This is a genomic window from Paenibacillus sp. G34, from assembly GCF_056856875.1.
This window is the reverse complement of the sequence record NZ_CM166469.1, coordinates 5,215,737-5,233,378: the sequence shown is the minus strand read 5'-3', so window position 1 is coordinate 5,233,378 and position 17,642 is coordinate 5,215,737. Positions and strand designations below refer to the sequence as shown.

Below are 17,642 nucleotides of genomic sequence, written 5' to 3'. Positions count from 1 at the left end.
TATTTATCCAATATATAGGTATTTAGAACCATATATTTATTATAATTCCATTCAATAGAACTGGGAAAAATGAAAGATAAATTGGAAAAAAAACACTGGATATTGCTTATTTTTAGGAAAGTGGGTTGTGGTAGAAATATGATTGATCTTGAAAGATTTACATCAGGCTTTTTATTATCTGTAAATTGTATTTTGTTTATTGTTGGATTATTCATGTACAGAAAATGGAGAAACCCGACATATTTGAAGTTTCTGGCTGCATTTTCTCTAATGTTGTTCTCCAGTATTGGAATGTCTCTGATGTCTGCTAAACTTTTTAACTTTAATATGTTCTTTATGTCTCTTTACGCCGCAGGACTAGTCATAACACAAATTGCTCTTTTTCGCCTTTACTATAAAAGTACAGACAAGTTATACGTTCACTTGGGCGGAACAGCGGTTACTCTAATCACTGCAGCGATGTCTCTGTTCTTACCTGTACAGATGAGTTCGTTTCTGTTGTTTCTAGCCGTTGTCAGTGTGACTCTTTTTACACTGGTTAAGCTTTTTCCGGATGTGGGTCTAAACCCTAAATATTTTATGGCAACAGTCCTTTTCTCTTTGCAATATTTGTTGCACTTAGCAGGAGCATTTACAGGATATGAATTATTGGCAGAATTAGGATTGATTTTTAGCACTTTTGCAAGCTTTATCATATTTGTAATGATCTTCGAAAAGATTATTGGTGTTATGCAAGCAGCTACATACACGTCGACTCGAGATGAAATTACAGGGTTATTCACACAGAAACACTTCGTACATCAAGCTAATCAAGCTTTAACAAGTGGTAAAACGGTAGGTGTGCTATACATAGAAATTCAAAATGTTTCAACACATATCTCGGAGGAAGAATCATACAGAAGAGCAGGTAGAGCTCTAGGAAGAGCTCTAGATGGGCTGGGATTTGCAGGGCGTTATCAAAATAATACTCTGATTGCTCTAGTAACAAGCGCTGGAATGCCGCTCTCGGAACTGGTTAATTCAATAAGAATGAAAATTGATGTAGAGGCCTCAACAACTGTTCTTGTTGGATACACGGATACTAAACCGGGAATGGCTTTGGATGAACTGATCTCTGAAGCTAGAGAAGGAGCGGTTCGAACGAAGCAACATGGATTAAATAAAATTTTTGATTTGGATCAAAGCAAAATATTAGCAGACTAATGGGGGCAGGACACCGTGAATGCAGTAATTATCTCCAATAAAGCTTCTGCACTGGTACATGAGGCTATAGGAAACACCGATGTTAGTTTTGAAAAAGCAGGCCGGTTTGAAGGCGCGCAGTTTGTTGAATATTGTGAAGCTGTAGCGCGAATTAATATCAATGCTTTTATCACAGATATCGATTGTACAGATGCACAGACTTTTCTAAGAGGCATTAGTCAGTATCGCGTAATAAGACCTAACACCAAAATTATTGTTATAGCTCTTGATCGTTATGAGGATGATGGAGTCGTTCATGAATTGGCTGATATGGGGATTAATGTGGTAACTACCTCACCAGGGACCAAGGCGAAATCCATTATTCCAGCGTTGCGCAATTTATTGCCACATTCAGATCAAAACGGCTCAGAAACGGGTCCACAAGGCGATTGGGATACAACAGATTCTGAATTGGAAAAAGTAAAGGATCGGATCTATCGTTATACAGCTAAGCTAACCTCTTCAGGGGGGTTCGACTCATCTGATGTGATGGACCTTGAGCTTCCAGACGTACCTATTCAAGAGAGAATTATTCTTAAGGATCGCATCATTGGCACCATTCTCGTTGCTGTTATGGGAGTAGAGTCCAAGGTAGGTTCAACCCACCAGAGTATATTGATTGCTAATTATTTGAAGCGAAAAGGCTATTCTGTAGGTTTGGTTGAAGCAAACGGGTCAAGCGATTTTACAGCTATTGAGAATGCTTATGAAGGAACACAGGATTTTAAAAGCAATCATATTCACTTTTCAATTGAGGGTGTAGAGTACTACAAAAATAATAGCAAAATAGACATGAATCACCTAGTCACGTTAGGACATGACTACTTGATTTTAGATATTGGCGGCTTTGAAGAAAGTGAATGGAGTAAGGAATTTTACCGAGCTAGTGTGAACATTGTAGTGGGTGCAGGCAGTGAATGGCGTCAAGGGAAAATCCGAAGATTCAGAGATATACATAAAAAAATGGATCAATCGAATTGGGTTTATTGTGTGCCTTTTGTTGAGAATCTGAGTATCCAGGATATACGTAAAGAGCTTCCGGGTAACCTCGTTTATCGTATTCCGCCACATGCAGACCCGTATAAACACCAGAGTGATACAGATTCGGTACTTAATAAATTGATGAAAAGCTACATGGGGGACAGCAAAAAGATATCCTCCAAATCATTGTTATATGGAGTTTTGGGGTTATGCATCGTGATTATTATCGTGCTGATCACATTATTAGCTGTGAAAATGTAATTGGATTTAACGATGTTAGAGTGAGAGGGGTTCATTATGTCAAAGATTCGATTTAGACAGAAGCAGCTGCTTCTGTCCGCTTCCATTGGAGGTGCAATTGTACTATTTTTATGTGTTGTTGCAGGGTATTTTATCATTGATTACATTCAAGGAAGATACGTAGAAAGAACGGTGCAGCTTGAACAGCAACTTCAGGATGCCCAGAAGAAATTAAACGAAGATAAGATGCGAGTGACTGTTCTGAATGATAATCATACTGCGGGTGATCTTATTACCGAAAATGATGTTACATCACTTGTTGTACCGGTTAGTACCGTTCCACAGAATACGGTTGAGCAAGCAGATATTGTTGGAAAAAGAATAAAAATAGATTTGCAGAAAAATTCAATGATCACAAACACCATGTTGTTTGAAGATGGTATAACGCCAAAAGATCTTAGAAATCAGGAATTTAGTCTGGTGAGACTTCCCTTGAAGTTGAAGAAAGATGAGTTTGTAGATGTTCGGATTCGCTTTGCGACGGGTCAGGATTACATAGTTCTTTCGAAGAAGAAAGTTGAAGATTTAAATAATGGGACGATATGGTACAAGATGAGTGAGAAGGAAATTCTGACGATGTCTAGTGCAATCGTGGATGCTTATATTAACGATGCATCAATCTATGCTTTAAGTTATGTTGATCCGTACATGCAAGACGCTGCAATTCCAAACTATCCATCAAATGCCAAAGTGCTGGATCTTATAGAATCCAACCCTAATATTGTGGGTATTGCAACTTCTGCTCTTGAACGGCAAGTAAGAGCCAAATTGGAGCAGGATCTGAAATCCATGAGTGATGAGGATCGCCAAAAGTATATTAGCGGACGTAATACAACAGAGCTGAATAGCGGTGAGTACATCACCGAAACAGAGGGTCAAGGAAAGAAAGCAAATGCGCAGCAGGATAATACATTGATGAATGATGCAACATCAGGATTGAATCAACAGGACATGAACGGCAATACATCTAACGTCAATTCAGACTCAGGAAGTGTTTTCAAGGATAGCAATACACGAGAACCTGGACAGTAAATAAGGAGACCGACATGAAACAAATACTTGTTATCGGCCACTACGATAAAACGGATTTTATGATGTACCTTGGAAAAATGTTATCGATGGACCACAAGGTTCTGCTTGTGGATGCTACGAGGCACAGAGACTATGAATATGTATTTCCTAAAGTAGATGACTCCCTCACTCTGCATACACATGATCAATTTGATGTTATGGAAGATATACATTCCTACGAGGATCTGCAGCACAATCTCAGAGATTCCGAGTATGATTTTGTATTGATTGATTGTAATGATGAAAACAAATTGGAGAGCTGGCCAACAGCGGATTTTGTCTACGTCGTCACATCATATGAGAATCCTGTGATTCAGAAAAATGTAAATCTGATCCGGGCTTATTTTCAAGGAGAGAAGTTATCCGCTATTAACTTGCCTGTAACAAAAGTAATCTATGAGGTCAGTAACCATCTGGATGAAACATACATGAATAGTCTGCTGGATGACTTGCCAATAACTTGGAAAGAAAGTTTGATTTATTATCCGGATGAACGCGATCAGACACTAAAAATCATTAATCAATATAAAAGTACAGTGATGGTTAAGCGGATGTCCAATTCCTATAAACTGGTGATTAAACAGGTAGTGGAATTCATTTTGGGCCAGGAAATGTCCAAGGTTAACGCACTATGGAAGCGGGCCGAAAGGAGTAATTAGTATGGGGAAAATTGCATTATGGGGTATGCAGCATGGGATCGGTGTAACGAGTGCAACCGCTGCATTGGCTACATTTATCGGATTTGAATACGATGTTCGAACACTAGTATCACAGCCGCAACGGACGGATGGTGATATGGAACGTTTCTTTAATAAAACGATCAGTCAATATAATCGGCAATTTTTTGCCATTGGTGGACTTGGACTTGATTCATTGGAGCGTGTAGCCAAGAGCAGTAAGCTTGAACGGGACAGCGTCAAAAATTATACGTTGATGGTAGAGCGGAATCGACTGGATCTGCTTTGGGGAAGTGAACGCTTGAATCGTCCTCAGCCAAGTTCCATAGAATCAGTTAACATGATCTTCCGCATGGCGGCGGAGTATTATGGGATTTCTCTTTTGGATGCCAGAAGTGAGCAAGAGAATGAGGTGTCCAATAGCTTAATCAAAGAAGCCGATTTGGTTATCGTCTGTGTTAATCAGAACGTGAGTGTTCTTGAGAAATATTTTGACGCACAACAAAGTCAGTGGCCGGAGGCTTTACAACAAAAACCACATTTGCTTCTGATGACACAATATGATCCGTTATCTAAATACAAAATTAAAAATATTGCGAACAAGTACAAATTTAAACATCCGATTCTAACGATCCCATACAATACAAGTTTCAAGGACCACATGAACGATGGAGATATTAAAGGTTTCTTTGCAAGGAATCGTTATATTAGCAGCAACAATGAAAATTATTATTTTATACAAGAAGTCGGACGCGCAGCAAAAACCATTTTGCATGAGATTGGGATTAATACCAAACTGAAGCGAATCGAAAGAGGGAGTTAGAGATGGGATTAGCATTCACCATTAATTTCCTTGTTATTATGCTCATTGTAGCTATATTAATCGCTTATTTATTTGTAAAACTGAACCGAAAGCCGGGTCGAAGTGTAACGAATAAAAAGAGTGAGAACCAAGAGAGGTTTGAATTTGATTATCTTCTTGAGTATGTAAAAACAATGATTAATGAGTATGTAAACAGTAATCTGCTGGACATGGGGATGAGCAGTGAGGAATACAATCGCCGTCAAGGGATCGTAGCTGAATTACGAAGTGCGATGAAAAATGCGACTTCGGGTGACATACAAGAAAAAATATATCTTAAGCAGTTCATCTCGGATCTGCTCGAACGAAATTATGGGTTCAACGATGATAACATCAATCGATTAATTCCATTTGAAGATGAGGATCAATTAACACAGCAGGACAAGTTTGATATTCTACTTCATTTGTTCAAGAAAAAACATGGCTTTCATGCATTATCTAAACTGATTGACAAGTATAAATTGGATGAGCCGAAAAAGGTTATTGAGGATGGAACTGTAGATTCCTATGTGATTACTGGTGAGGAGATCGACTCCATTTATGTAAAAGAAGCACGCGGTGGTCTGGAGTTTGACGACAAACTGGCGATTGTTGTACAGCGGGTCTACCAGCATTATAAGGGCTTCGGGGTGATTGATGAGATACGTGATATGTCTATTGATGGTATATCAGGTGGCGTATCTGGAGTTCCTACTCATATGCAGATGGTAGAAGATGAAATGTCACTATTGCAAGGAATGAAACAGTATAAGTACCCGGGATATCAGAGTGTGTGGATTTTCTTCCGAGGTAAGTCAATTCATATGTCGTTTCTGAGTTTTGGAACTGACTTGGAGTTGAAAAGGGTCTGTCAGAATATTTATAAGTATGATAATCCAGGTCAATTGACCGAGACGAACGGCTTTAAAGTCAATGAGATGAAAGACGGATCACGGGTTGTCGTAGTCAGACCTCCATTTGCAGAAAGCTGGGCATTTTTTGTCAGAAAGTTTGATCTTCCCAATATGAAGCTGGATCATCTAATTTCGTCCAAGGATACAGTGAATGCGGAGTTAGCAAGAGATATGATTAAGTATTTGATGAAAGGTGCGCAGGTTACTGCGTTTACTGGTCCGCAAGGGTCAGGTAAGACCTCCTTGGTTATGGCTTCTGTGAAATACATATATGCTACGTTAACTCTGAGGATTCAAGAGATGACATTTGAGCTTCATTTAAGAAGGCTGTACCCGCAGCGTAACTCGCTCGCTTTACGTGAGACGGAGAACATAACGGGACAAGCAGGACTAGATCTTCAGAAAAAAACAGATGGATCGGTAAACATCCTGGGAGAGGTGGCAACAGATCCTGTTGCAGCCTGGATGATCCAGATGTCGCAGGTAGCGAGTCTATTTACGATTTTCACACACCACGCGACTTCTGCACGAGAACTGGTCTGGTCTTTGCGTAACTCACTGCTCAAAACGGGTGTATTCCAAAACGAACGCATTGCAGAAGAACAGGTTGCCAATGCGGTACAGTGGGACGTTCACATGCGCAAGGAGATGAACGGTAAACGTTACATCGAGCGCATTACAGAGATTACGCCCGTCCGATTTGAATCGGATTCGCTGGAGCATGATGAAGCAATAACCAAGGGAGATTCTATTGAGAGCAAGCTTGATGCGCTGGTTAATCTGCAACGAGAAGTCTATCGCAGAAACAGTGGGAGAGTGTGGACGGCACGGAATATCATTGAATATCGAAACGGTGAATATGTCGCTGTGTCCCCCATCTCTCCTGAAAAAATTGAAAAGATGCTGTTTCACATGAATGAAGAAGACCGGGCAAACTTTAGCCAATTCTTGAACACACATTGGGGGCAAGCTCAATGAATAAGTGGATATGGATCTTTGCCATTTCGGGCGGTGCTCTTCTAATCTCGGGCGGAATACTTCTTTATCTCATCCTGAAAGATCGCAAACGCAAGAAAAATCGGGAGAATGTATGGCCTTCTTCCAAAAATGTAACGGGCAGAACTCCTCGGCAATTACTGGTGTTTTATCAGAAATCATATCATCAGCTGATCAAAGTGCCGATTATCAAATCACAGATATTAAAAATTCGCAAGCGTCTTACCGCGATCAATACGTATGATGAATACTCGTTACGTAAAGAAACCATGCGGATTACCTACTTAACCTTGGGATCCATACTAGGCGGACTCATTATTCTTGCGATCTTTAGTAAGAGCTGGATGGCATTATTTTTCGGTGCACTGGCTGCGATTGTGATTAATGAATTGTTCATTGATATTTTTGTTAATCGTGTTGAAGACCGCTTGTTGAAACAGTTTTCTAATGTTCTGGAGGATGACCGCCATCACTATCAGGAAGTTCGAATGGTGGACGAGGCTCTGTATCAGGCGGCTCAATCCTCACCACATGATATTAAACTTCAAACCGAGCGGATTCATGAAGTGTTGACGTCCAAAGATCCCGGCAGGGAACTGGAAAAGTATTATGCGGTTGCACCCAACCGATATTTGAAGGTGTTCTCTGGAGTCTCGCACTTGATCATGGAATATGGTGATCGGAATGTACAGAAGGGCTCCATGTATTTGAATGCTATCAACAAATTCGTGCAGGAGATCAGATATGACCTGATGAGAAGGCAGAAACTGCGCTATAAGTTAGGTGGACTCACCTTACTTGCGTTATTGCCGATCTTACTCTCCTTTCCGTTACAGCGCTGGGCAGAGAACTATTTTCCAATAACAACGGATTTCTACGATAGTAGAATTGGATTTCTGATTCGTATGTTTATCTATGCATCGGCTGTAATCTGTTACTTACTTATCCGCAAGCTGTCCGAAAATGATGAAGCCAAATATGTTCCGAAGGGTCCAAGAAAGGAATGGGAAAAGAAAGCTTACTCTTGGTCTTGGGTAAAGTGGATTGTGGATCGACTGGTTCCACCGTCCAATACAAGGAAGCATCATCGAACCAATATGCTGCTTAAAGAGGCGAATTCCCATTTGACGTTGGAATGGTTGTATATCCATCGAGTTGTTATCTCCGTTTCTGCATTTTTGGGTGTGATCCTGATCTCGGTATTCCTGCACTATAACAGTGTTCACCATATATTTAGCAAACCCACAACGGAAGAAACCAATATTCTGGGATATATGAATGCGGATGAATTGGAACGCGCGAATCAATTAACGACGATGGACAATCGAATTATGGAGGATCTTCGGAGCAATAAAGATCTGACTCGAGAACAGATTGTTCAATCGGTCGAAGCTCACACGAATGAGCCGCTGACGGATGTTGCGATGAATAATATCGTTAACCGGATTATAAGTAAAATCACTGTTGTGAATAACGAGTATCTCAAATGGTGGGAGCTTCTGATTGCAATTGGTGCAGGCGGTGTCGGTTATTACATCACAATATGGATGCTGCAATTTCAGCGCCGCTTACGGGCACTGGAAATGCAAAATGAAGTGGATCAGTTTCATGTGCTTATATCGATATTATGTGAGTTTGAACGAATTTCGGTGGAGACTGTACTGGAGTGGATGGAACGTTACAGTATTATTTTCCGTCCTGCCTTGCAGAAGTGTCTGCTCAACTATGACAGTGGCGCAGAAGATGCGCTGAAAATGCTGAAATCGGATGCTCCCTTCGATTCCTTTGGCAGAATCGTGAAACGTTTAATGCAGGCTGTAGAGAAGCTTTCTTTACGCGAAGCATTTGATGATCTGGAAATGGAGCAGGAGTATTACGCGGAACAGAAAAAAGAACGACTGGAGCTTCTGATTCGCAAAAAAACTTCCTATGGCAAGTTATTTGGATGGACGCCAGGAGCGCTGCTTATCGCTCTTTATCTGGTATTTCCATTCCTCTATATGTCCTTTAAACAGTTAAGTGATATATCTACGCAACTACAAACTATATAAGAGAGGAGCGATTTTTCCATGGAAGAAAATACAGGCGTCGGTATACGCGTCGCGGCAGGTATATTCCTCACGATTATGCTGATTACGATTGTCGTTATTATCACGATTTCATCACAGGATGCGGCAAAACAAGGGCAGACCAAGATGGCGGCTATAACAACACAACTGTCGGATACAGAGTATCAGACGTATAGCAATACGACACTATCAGGAAGTCAGGTATTGAATGCCGTGAGGCAATATATGAATCAGGAGCAGTTTGGAGTTCAAGTAATTACAGGGAAACAGAGAGGAACTGTGGGCACTTTCTACGGTGATGTATTTAATGACATAGGAGAGATAACTGGAAGCAGTAGTTCTAGTCTTTCCGCTGCTGAGAGACAATCTTCTGAAGAATATGTTAATCCTAGTGGGAAATTTAGATCTTCCATTGTGAGGGACAAAAACAATATGATAAGAGGCATTATCTTTGAACAGGAGTAGTAATGTTCAGGTTCAAATAAAAGAAGGGATTGAGTTATTTGGAAGAAAATACAGGCGTCGGTATACGCGTCGCAGCAGGTATATTCCTCACGATTATGTTGATTACGATTGTTGTTATTATCACGATCTCATCACAGGATGCGGCGAAACAGGGCCAGACGAAGATGGCGGCTATTACAACCCAACTGTCCGATACAGAGTATCAGACGTATAGCAATACAACGCTGTCAGGAAGTCAGGTGCTGAATGCAATACGGCAGTATATGAATCAGGATGAGTTTGGTATACAGGTGATAACTGGAAAGCAATATTATGCTGATTCTAAAACTTTAGGTACATTTTATGGTCAACAATTTAATTTGGATGACAGAGGAGTAGTCAAATCTCTTGAGAAATGGAAGAAAACCTCTCTGAGCAATGCTGAATTGCAGTCTTCTGTTGAATACATCAATCCGAGTGGGAAGTTCATCTCTAGTATCCTGAGAGATGACAATAACATGATAAGAGGAATTAAATTTGAACAACAGAGATAAGAGTTAATGATTTAGTGAAAATGAAATACAAGGAGGTCCTCCAATGAGCGAAACGGTAGAAAAGTTCATACTCGTGGCAGCTGAGATCAGTATTGTGCTCGTTGCCTGCATGTTCGCTCTAGGAGGCATCCAATCTCAGGATGCTGCTGTTCAGGCAGCACACAAAAGCGCAGTCAACGAAGATCGGAGATTATTTACCAGTCTCGAAATTACAGAACAAGTGACGTACACCGGTGCAGAGGTGCTTCATAGCATCAGGCAGATGAAAGCACTGGATGCCAACATTCGTGTAGTTAACCAATATTTCTATCGTTCAGATGATATTGAAAGTATTGATGTCTCAGGCATTGATCTGAACCGAACGTATACCGTGTCTTATATAAGGGACAGTCAAGGCAAGGTACAAACCATTGTTTTTACATAAAGGGTGAGCTTGTTTGGAAAACTCTTTCTCCAAAATATTAGGTGTTTTTATCGCTATCATTTTGTTATTCCTCTATCCGTTGTTCCAGCAGGCACAGCGGCAGGATGACCTGTCACAGCTTGTGGTACATTCGGCGGTGACTACATTTGTGGATTCGGCCCGGACTAAAGGGTACATCACACCTGAAATGTATACCGAGTTTAATCAGAAGCTGGGAGCCACAGGCAATCAGTATGAGATTCAGATGGAACATTTGCATAAGAAGTACAATCCGGATTACTCCGATCCGGCTAATGCAGCGACATTCCGTGATAGTTTTACAACGTATTTTGATGGTCACTACAACCAGGAAATCATGCAAAGATTATTTCCGAGCAGTCCCACAGCGGATCTCAATCGAAGATACGTGATGGCGGTAGGTGATTTCTTCACCGTAAAAGTAAAAAATGTGAACCGCACGATGGCAACTATTTTAAACGATGTGTTCACAGGGGGAATCACGAACGGGAATGTCAAGGTTTACGTTCCTTACGGAGGCATGGTAATCAATGAAGATTACTAATTGGGCGATTTTCTTTATCTGTATCTTTGTGCCGTTCTATCTCATTATGGATTTCCGAACTGGGGATCAGAAGACAGCACTTGCTTTGTCAGATCAATATTCTGCAACGCTTCATACTGCTGTTCAAGATGCTTCTCAGATGTTGAATACGAATGTTCTTCAAGAATATGAAGCGGGATATCAGTCGAGAAAGTTTTTCTTTGCTAACAAAGAGCGGGCATTGGATACCTTTTTCCGTACCCTCTATCTGAACTTTGATGTTGTGAATGATCTGGTTAGACAAGGTGCTCTTGCTGGATATATACCAGCCGTTGCGGTCATTGATTACGATGGTTATGACGTATACGCCATTGATGAGTATCGTGACGCTAATGGTGAGCGAGTGTTTAAGCATATGTGGAGACCCAAAAAACCATATTCGTATTCCGACAATCGCGGCAACAGCATAAGCTTCACGTTGGACAGTTATGTGTACGCATACGATGCTTATGCCAGAGCTTGGGTAGAAGGCTTCCGTGAAGATTTGGCGGGTACAACGAACATTCCTTTATTAGATAATGCAGCCGATTTTGAACTGATGCGCAAGAGCGTCATTGTGAAGAGTATTCAGCAGGATCTGGCTTATTACATAAACAAACATAATGAATATGCGACTAGATATGGTATTCACTATACGTTTAAGCTTCCACAGATTTCCCAAGAGCAATGGATTAATTCGATTGATGATATTGGTATTATGGCATTCATTCAAGGCATTCCCATCGGTGACCAATTTTATAATAACTACGCACTTGGCGGAGGGCGTCTAGTTAAGAAAACCGAGATCAAGGGTGCTGTAAATCCAGCAACTGGTATTAAATATTATTATCCAAGCACATGTTCTTACGGCTACAGGGAAGAGGAGACCTTTTCAAGTGAGAAAGACGCGGCAGCGGCTGGTTATTATCCCAAGGGTTGTATGAATCGTTAAAGAAGTTGCATGAAGAGGAGGTAACAGAGCATGTCCCATTTTTTCTATAAGAGATCGCCTAGGATTATTAAAGAAACGTCGGGAGAAGAAGTTGAAATTTTCTCGCCGCCTTCTATACCACAGCCTCCACAGTTGAATATTATTTCGATTATGGTACCAATCATGGTTACCGTTGCAGGTGGGGCAGCCATGATGACTTTTTATCAAAGCCGGGGAAACGGACAGTTTGTAACGGTACAGATGATCTCACTCTGTATGATGGTCGTGTCCTATTTCGTGCCTGTGCTTGTTCATTTCCAAGCCAAGGCGAAGCATCGCAAAAAGATCAAAGAGCGGGAACGGCTGTATGACAACCATATCAATGAAAATCGAGAGATTTTGCAGAACTGGAAAAATGAATTGATTCTAAACTGGCATCAGACGCATCTGGACCCACAATTTTGTATCAATATGGTGAAGGATCGGAGCTCTTCAGTATGGGAGAGAATCCCTCAGGACTTTGATTTTCTGAAAGTTCGTGTGGGAATAGGTACTGTGCCTAGTAATTTTGATATTAAAGTGCCGAAGCAGAATGGTGTTGAAAAGGACCAAATGCTTGAAAAGGCAAGAGAAATGACCGAAAAATTCACAACGATAACTAACGCTCCTGCTTTACTGGATCTGAACAAGTATCGGGTTGTCGGTATTGTGGGCGATGAAGAAGAGCTGAACAGATTCTGTCGTACGGTCGTGACTCAGCTTGCGGCGCACCATGCCCCAGATGAACTGAAATTGGCCGTATTCATGAATAAAACGCAGCGAGAAAACTGGGACTGGATGAGGTGGATTCCACATGTGTGGAATGATACTCGTTCGGGTAGATATTTGTTCGAGGAACGTGCATATCAGCCACAGCTCATGGAACAGCTATTCACTCTCCTGCAGCGACGCCAATGGTTGAATAAGGGGGAGAAAGCATTACCTTTTTACGTCTGCTTCCTGCCTTTCATTGAAATGTTGGAGCATGAGCCGATTCTCCCATTAATGATGAAAAGCTCAGAGGTTATTGGGGCTTGCAGCATCGTACTGGCTCCTAGCAAAGATATGTTGCCGAAGGAATGTGAACTTGTTATTGATTTAACTTCAAATGAAGGGGTTATGCGTTCCACGAACGTCACAGGCGGCTCCGCGGGCGATAACACGTATGCCAAGCCGAAGGATGAAATTCCTTTTGTACAACCTTTCCAACCGGATCAAATGTCTCTGGAGCAAGCAGACCAGTTTGCTAGACAGATTGCACCATATCGAATCAAGCGAAATTCAGCAGATGAAATCGTGAACGTACTGACGCTTTTCGAATTATTTGGTATTCAAGATATTGATCAATTCGATGTGGAGAACAACTGGCAGAAGTCCCGTTATCCAAACACCCTTCCGTTTCCTGTCGGTGTTAGGGGAGGAAAAAAGCCTGTTCTTCTCAATCTTCATGACAAAATCGAGCGTAAAGGACATGGGCCTCACGGTCTCATGGCTGGAACTACCGGTTCAGGGAAAAGTGAAGTCATCCAATCCATTATTGCCTCGCTGGCAGTTGAGTATCATCCGCACGATATGGCCTTCATGTTGATTGACTACAAGGGTGGTGGAATGTCGAATATATTCCAGGATCTTCCCCACGTCATAGCTACCGTGACTAATCTCGAGGAAGAGGGGTTGATTGAACGCTCCAAAGTTTCGCTTAAAGCGGAGCTTAAGCGGAGACAGCGCCTGTTCATTGCTGCTGGAAACGTACAGCATATTGACGAGTATTATCAGACCGATTGGAAAGATCAAGATCCGCTTCCGCATCTATTTATTGTCATCGATGAGTTTGCCCAGCTCAAAAAGGACCAACCGGAATTTATGAGTGAGCTTGTTTCTATAGCGGCGATTGGTCGAACCTTGGGTGTGCACTTGCTGCTCGCGACGCAGAAGCCGGGCGGCGTCGTGGACGATAAAATCTGGAGTAACTCGCGTTATAAAGTCTGTCTCCGGGTTCAGGATGAGAGCGACAGTCGTGAGATGATTCGAATCCCGGATGCTGCTCATATTACAAATCCAGGTCGTGGTTTCCTGCAAGTGGGAAGCAATGAAGTGTTTGAATCCGTGCAATTTGCCTGGAGCGGAGCTCCATATCGGCCGGATCAAAATATTGTACAGTCAGACGATACGATGTATTCCTATGAACTGGATGGCCGGAAAACAAAGCTGAGAGATCAACTGGAGCTGATTCGGGAAACGGAGCCTTCTGAAGAGAAGGGCCTACGCAAAAAGCAACTGAACGTTCTGATTGATCATATCGCTATGAAAGCTGAACAGGAAGGTATTCGACGTTTGCCAGGTCCTTGGCTGGAGCCTCTGCCTACTCAACTTACGCTAGAGGATTTGGAGACCGGGGCGATGGAGCCGGGGAAAATATTGAACCCACAAGTCGGACTTATTGATGATGTCGTCAACCAGAGACAGTTCCCGCTTCGAATCGATATTGAATCAGGCCACTGGCTGATTTACGGTATGCCAGGGACAGGTAAAACGACCTTTATCCAGACCTTACTGTACTCTATCGCGAAAGACACAACTCCGAATGATGTGAACATCTATGCGCTTGATTTCGGAAGAATGCTGAAGGATTATGCACTGTTGCCTCATGTAGCTGATGTAATTCAGGATGATCAGGAAGAGAAAATGAATCGATTATTTAATTATCTGGAAGAAACGATCAATCAGCGCAAAACGCTCTTTGCCGAGACTGGGGTGAAATCCAGACTGTCCTATTGTGCGGAAACCGGCAACACATTGCCGGCGATACTCGTTATTATCGACAGTTATGTTAGTTTCCGAGCGCAATTTGAGAAACTTCATGAGAAGCTGGACCCGCTTTTGCGTGAAGGACCGGGACTCGGAATATACTTTGTTGCTACGCTTAACCGAATTTCGGATATGCTGGATCGGATTCGCAGTAATTTTCCAAATGCGGTCTCCTATATGCTTGCGGATACAGCGGATTATAACTACGCCGTAGGAAGGCTGCTCAAGGCTCCGACACAGTTGCCGGAGGGCAGAGCTTTTGTGAAAGGGGGCATTCCTCCTTATGAATTCCAGACCGCTTTATCTATTCAAGCCTTGAATGAGTCCACTCGTGCAAAACAGTTGCGTGAACAATTTGCAGCGATCGATGCTTCCTGTACAACGCCTAAACCGGAGTCGATTCGAGTGCTGCCTGAAGTCATCTCGATTCCAGAGGCTACAGATCATCTGAATCTGGCCTCCAGTCCTATTTTACCTGTGCACATGAACATTGACAGTTTGAACATGCTTGGTTGGGATATGGTGGCAGACGGCCCTTATTTCATGGTGGCAGGAAGAATGGAATCTGGCAAGACGTCACTACTTGTGACAATTGGCCTGATGTCAGCTGTGAAATATACACAGGATGAGCTTGAACTCTATCTGTGTGACTTTAGACGCACACCACAAGGATTGGGCGTATTGAAAGACCTTCATCATACCGTGGGATTTGCAACCAATGAGTCCACGATGGAGGAAATGATCGAAGAACTCCGTACCAAGCTGGAAGAGCGAGTGGCTGATCCGGATGAATTTGCTCCTAAAATGATGCTGATTATGGACGACGTTGATTTCATCGCGAAGCGTATTTCCCGAACCATCACAGGGCATCTGGAATACATCACAAGAAACGGACGGGAACATGGGGTGTATATCATCGTTTCGGGACAGGCCAACGCGATCAACCGTAACTATGATGATTGGTTAAAGGACATCAAATCTGCTCAGATTGGTTGGTTACTAGGCACAGCCGATTCTAACGATACGGAGTTATTCAATATTAAAGTTCCTTATACGTCAGGCAGTCGTGTACTGCCAGATGGAGAAGGATTTTATGTTAAACGTAAATTTGTAAATGTCAAAGTAGTACATGCATTTGCCAATGGTGTTGCACAGGTTGAAGAGCAAGTCTTAATACGAAATGGAAACGCGAATCTTGTCGCAAATTAAGGGTTATAAGGAAAAAAGACTCACAAATGAGTCTTTTTTCCCAAAAAATGTTTGGTAATTGTATAGTTCATTGTATACAATAGTAATTGGTTAAAATTTATAAAATTGGTATAAAGGGGAAGATGAGAATGGCAAGAATTAAAATTACACCCGAAGAAATGGATAAAGCATCTAATCAGTTTAGACAAGCTCAACAAGAAAGCCAACAGCTTACTCAGAAATTAAATTCACTCATGCAATCTATGCAACCCGAGTGGGAAGGTATGCAATCTAATGCATTTTATGTGCGTTATCAAGAGAATCAGAAACAAATGACCTCTTATATTGAAATGCTTGGGTTTGTTTCTGAAGAACTAACTAAGATTTCACAACGCTTTAGAGATGCAGACCAAACGTAGTTCGTTACATAAGAAGCCAGGTAAACTTACCTGGCTTTTTCTATATCTGGAGGATGAAAAGGTGAATTTATTCCGATGAGTTATACAATACATGCGACGGGAAGCACACCCGCTCTATTAATCTATTTAATTGATATCAGTGGCTCCATGACACTTGAGCTCGAAGGACAGCGGAGAATGGATATTGTGAATGAGGGATTGCAGACTATCATTCGACAAATTGTTTATCGGGCAACAAAAGGTTCTAAGGTATCCCCACGTTACCGCATTGCCATTCTTGCCTATAGTGATGAGGTATATGACCTGCTGGATGGTGTAAAATCCATTGACCGAATTGCCAACCGCGGCAGTCTTCCACCGTTATATCCCAAACGATTCACAGATACGGCGAAAGCATTCAAGCAGGCCGAGAAAATCATTCAGTCCGAGCTGCGCAACATGGAACAATGTCCTGCCCCGCTTATCTGTCATATGACAGATGGAATCTATACAGGTGAAGACCCTGAACCCATCGTTGATCGAATTAAATCAATGTCTGTACCTGATGGACAAGTGCTAGTGGAGAACATCTTTATTACAGAAGACGCTTCTACAAGCCGAATTCGGGATACACGAGCATGGAAAGGCATGATGCCAGATTCTTTTGTCGTCGACCCTTATTCCGAGAAGCTGAAACGGATGTCTTCTGTGATTCCGGAAAGCTATCGCGAAATGATGATGGAATCCGGATATTCCATTCAGAAGGGTGCCCTTATGATGATGCCTGGGACAAGCAAGGACTTAATTTCGTTAGGCTTGCAGATGTCTGCTTCAACACCAATGTAACCGATAGGAGGATAAACAGATGGATCGGACATTATTAACTTTAATTATTGAAGCAACCGGAAAAAGGACAGATATTGAAGTGCCTAATACGCTTCCGCTCAATGAATTACTTGAGCCTATGCTCAAAGGATTGAATGAAGGCATGGCTTTGACATTTCAGGCATCCAATTATCGTTACTCTCTTAGCAGTGATGGAAATGAGTGGAATAACATAGAGTTGCACCAGTCTTTGGCTAATGTAAAAGCGATGGATGGATGTTACCTGCGGATCGAGCAGGTGAGCTCATTTTCAACAGTTTAATCTCGAAATATTTTTCAGTGTAAAGGGGAGCAAGCATT

At 42.0% G+C, this 17,642-nt stretch carries 16 protein-coding genes; all 16 read left to right on the top strand.

Features of this window, described 5'->3' with window-relative positions; all coding sequences use genetic code 11:
• The first annotated feature begins 138 nt into the window (after positions 1-138).
• The 16 genes from AC1VYS_RS23760 to AC1VYS_RS23685 all read left to right on the top strand — a co-directional run bounded on the left by AC1VYS_RS23760 (position 139) and on the right by AC1VYS_RS23685 (position 17,604).
• Positions 139-1,203: a nucleotidyl cyclase domain-containing protein gene (locus tag AC1VYS_RS23760; RefSeq protein WP_482934420.1), complete on the top strand. Its 1,065-nt coding sequence runs from the start codon at positions 139-141 to the stop codon at positions 1,201-1,203.
• Between the two features lie 15 nt (positions 1,204-1,218).
• Complete coding sequence (locus AC1VYS_RS23755) at positions 1,219-2,484, top strand: hypothetical protein (protein WP_482911739.1); 1,266 nt, start codon at positions 1,219-1,221, stop codon at positions 2,482-2,484.
• Positions 2,485-2,520: 36 nt separating this feature from the next.
• Positions 2,521-3,555: an SAF domain-containing protein gene (locus tag AC1VYS_RS23750; RefSeq protein WP_482911738.1), complete on the top strand. Its 1,035-nt coding sequence runs from the start codon at positions 2,521-2,523 to the stop codon at positions 3,553-3,555.
• A 14-nt stretch (positions 3,556-3,569) separates the two neighbouring features.
• The gene (locus AC1VYS_RS23745; protein ID WP_482911737.1) at positions 3,570-4,253 is read left to right on the top strand and encodes a hypothetical protein; all 684 of its coding nucleotides are present in this window, start codon (positions 3,570-3,572) and stop codon (positions 4,251-4,253) included.
• Between the two features lies 1 nt (position 4,254).
• Positions 4,255-5,094, top strand: coding sequence for a hypothetical protein (locus AC1VYS_RS23740; RefSeq protein ID WP_482911736.1), 840 nt, complete (start codon positions 4,255-4,257; stop codon positions 5,092-5,094).
• A gap of 2 nt (positions 5,095-5,096) precedes the next feature.
• Entirely contained in the window at positions 5,097-7,004 is a 1,908-nt protein-coding gene (locus tag AC1VYS_RS23735) for a P-loop NTPase family protein (RefSeq protein WP_482911735.1), read from the top strand.
• On the top strand, positions 7,001-9,073 hold the full coding sequence (locus tag AC1VYS_RS23730; protein ID WP_482911734.1) for a hypothetical protein: 2,073 nt from the start codon (positions 7,001-7,003) through the stop codon (positions 9,071-9,073). The genes AC1VYS_RS23735 and AC1VYS_RS23730 overlap by 4 nt, the downstream gene beginning before the upstream one ends.
• 18 nt (positions 9,074-9,091) lie before the next feature.
• Positions 9,092-9,556, top strand: coding sequence for an ABC transporter permease (locus tag AC1VYS_RS23725; protein WP_482911733.1), 465 nt, complete (start codon positions 9,092-9,094; stop codon positions 9,554-9,556).
• Positions 9,557-9,585: 29 nt separating this feature from the next.
• Positions 9,586-10,089, top strand: a complete 504-nt coding sequence (locus tag AC1VYS_RS23720) for an ABC transporter permease (protein ID WP_482911732.1) — start codon at positions 9,586-9,588, stop codon at positions 10,087-10,089.
• Between the two features lie 43 nt (positions 10,090-10,132).
• Positions 10,133-10,513, top strand: coding sequence for a hypothetical protein (locus tag AC1VYS_RS23715; protein WP_482911731.1), 381 nt, complete (start codon positions 10,133-10,135; stop codon positions 10,511-10,513).
• A 13-nt stretch (positions 10,514-10,526) separates the two neighbouring features.
• Complete coding sequence (locus tag AC1VYS_RS23710) at positions 10,527-11,075, top strand: hypothetical protein (RefSeq protein WP_308723527.1); 549 nt, start codon at positions 10,527-10,529, stop codon at positions 11,073-11,075.
• Entirely contained in the window at positions 11,062-12,045 is a 984-nt protein-coding gene (locus tag AC1VYS_RS23705) for a hypothetical protein (protein WP_482911730.1), read from the top strand. Before AC1VYS_RS23710 ends, AC1VYS_RS23705 begins: the two co-directional genes overlap by 14 nt.
• A 30-nt stretch (positions 12,046-12,075) precedes the next feature.
• On the top strand, positions 12,076-16,080 hold the full coding sequence (gene essC, locus AC1VYS_RS23700; protein ID WP_482911729.1) for a type VII secretion protein EssC: 4,005 nt from the start codon (positions 12,076-12,078) through the stop codon (positions 16,078-16,080).
• Positions 16,081-16,208: 128 nt separating this feature from the next.
• Entirely contained in the window at positions 16,209-16,478 is a 270-nt protein-coding gene (locus AC1VYS_RS23695) for a WXG100 family type VII secretion target (protein WP_145406504.1), read from the top strand.
• 75 nt (positions 16,479-16,553) lie between these two features.
• Positions 16,554-17,303: a vWA domain-containing protein gene (locus tag AC1VYS_RS23690; RefSeq protein ID WP_482911728.1), complete on the top strand. Its 750-nt coding sequence runs from the start codon at positions 16,554-16,556 to the stop codon at positions 17,301-17,303.
• A 19-nt stretch (positions 17,304-17,322) separates the two neighbouring features.
• On the top strand, positions 17,323-17,604 hold the full coding sequence (locus tag AC1VYS_RS23685) for a ubiquitin family protein (RefSeq protein WP_482911727.1): 282 nt from the start codon (positions 17,323-17,325) through the stop codon (positions 17,602-17,604).
• Positions 17,605-17,642 lie beyond the last annotated feature (38 nt).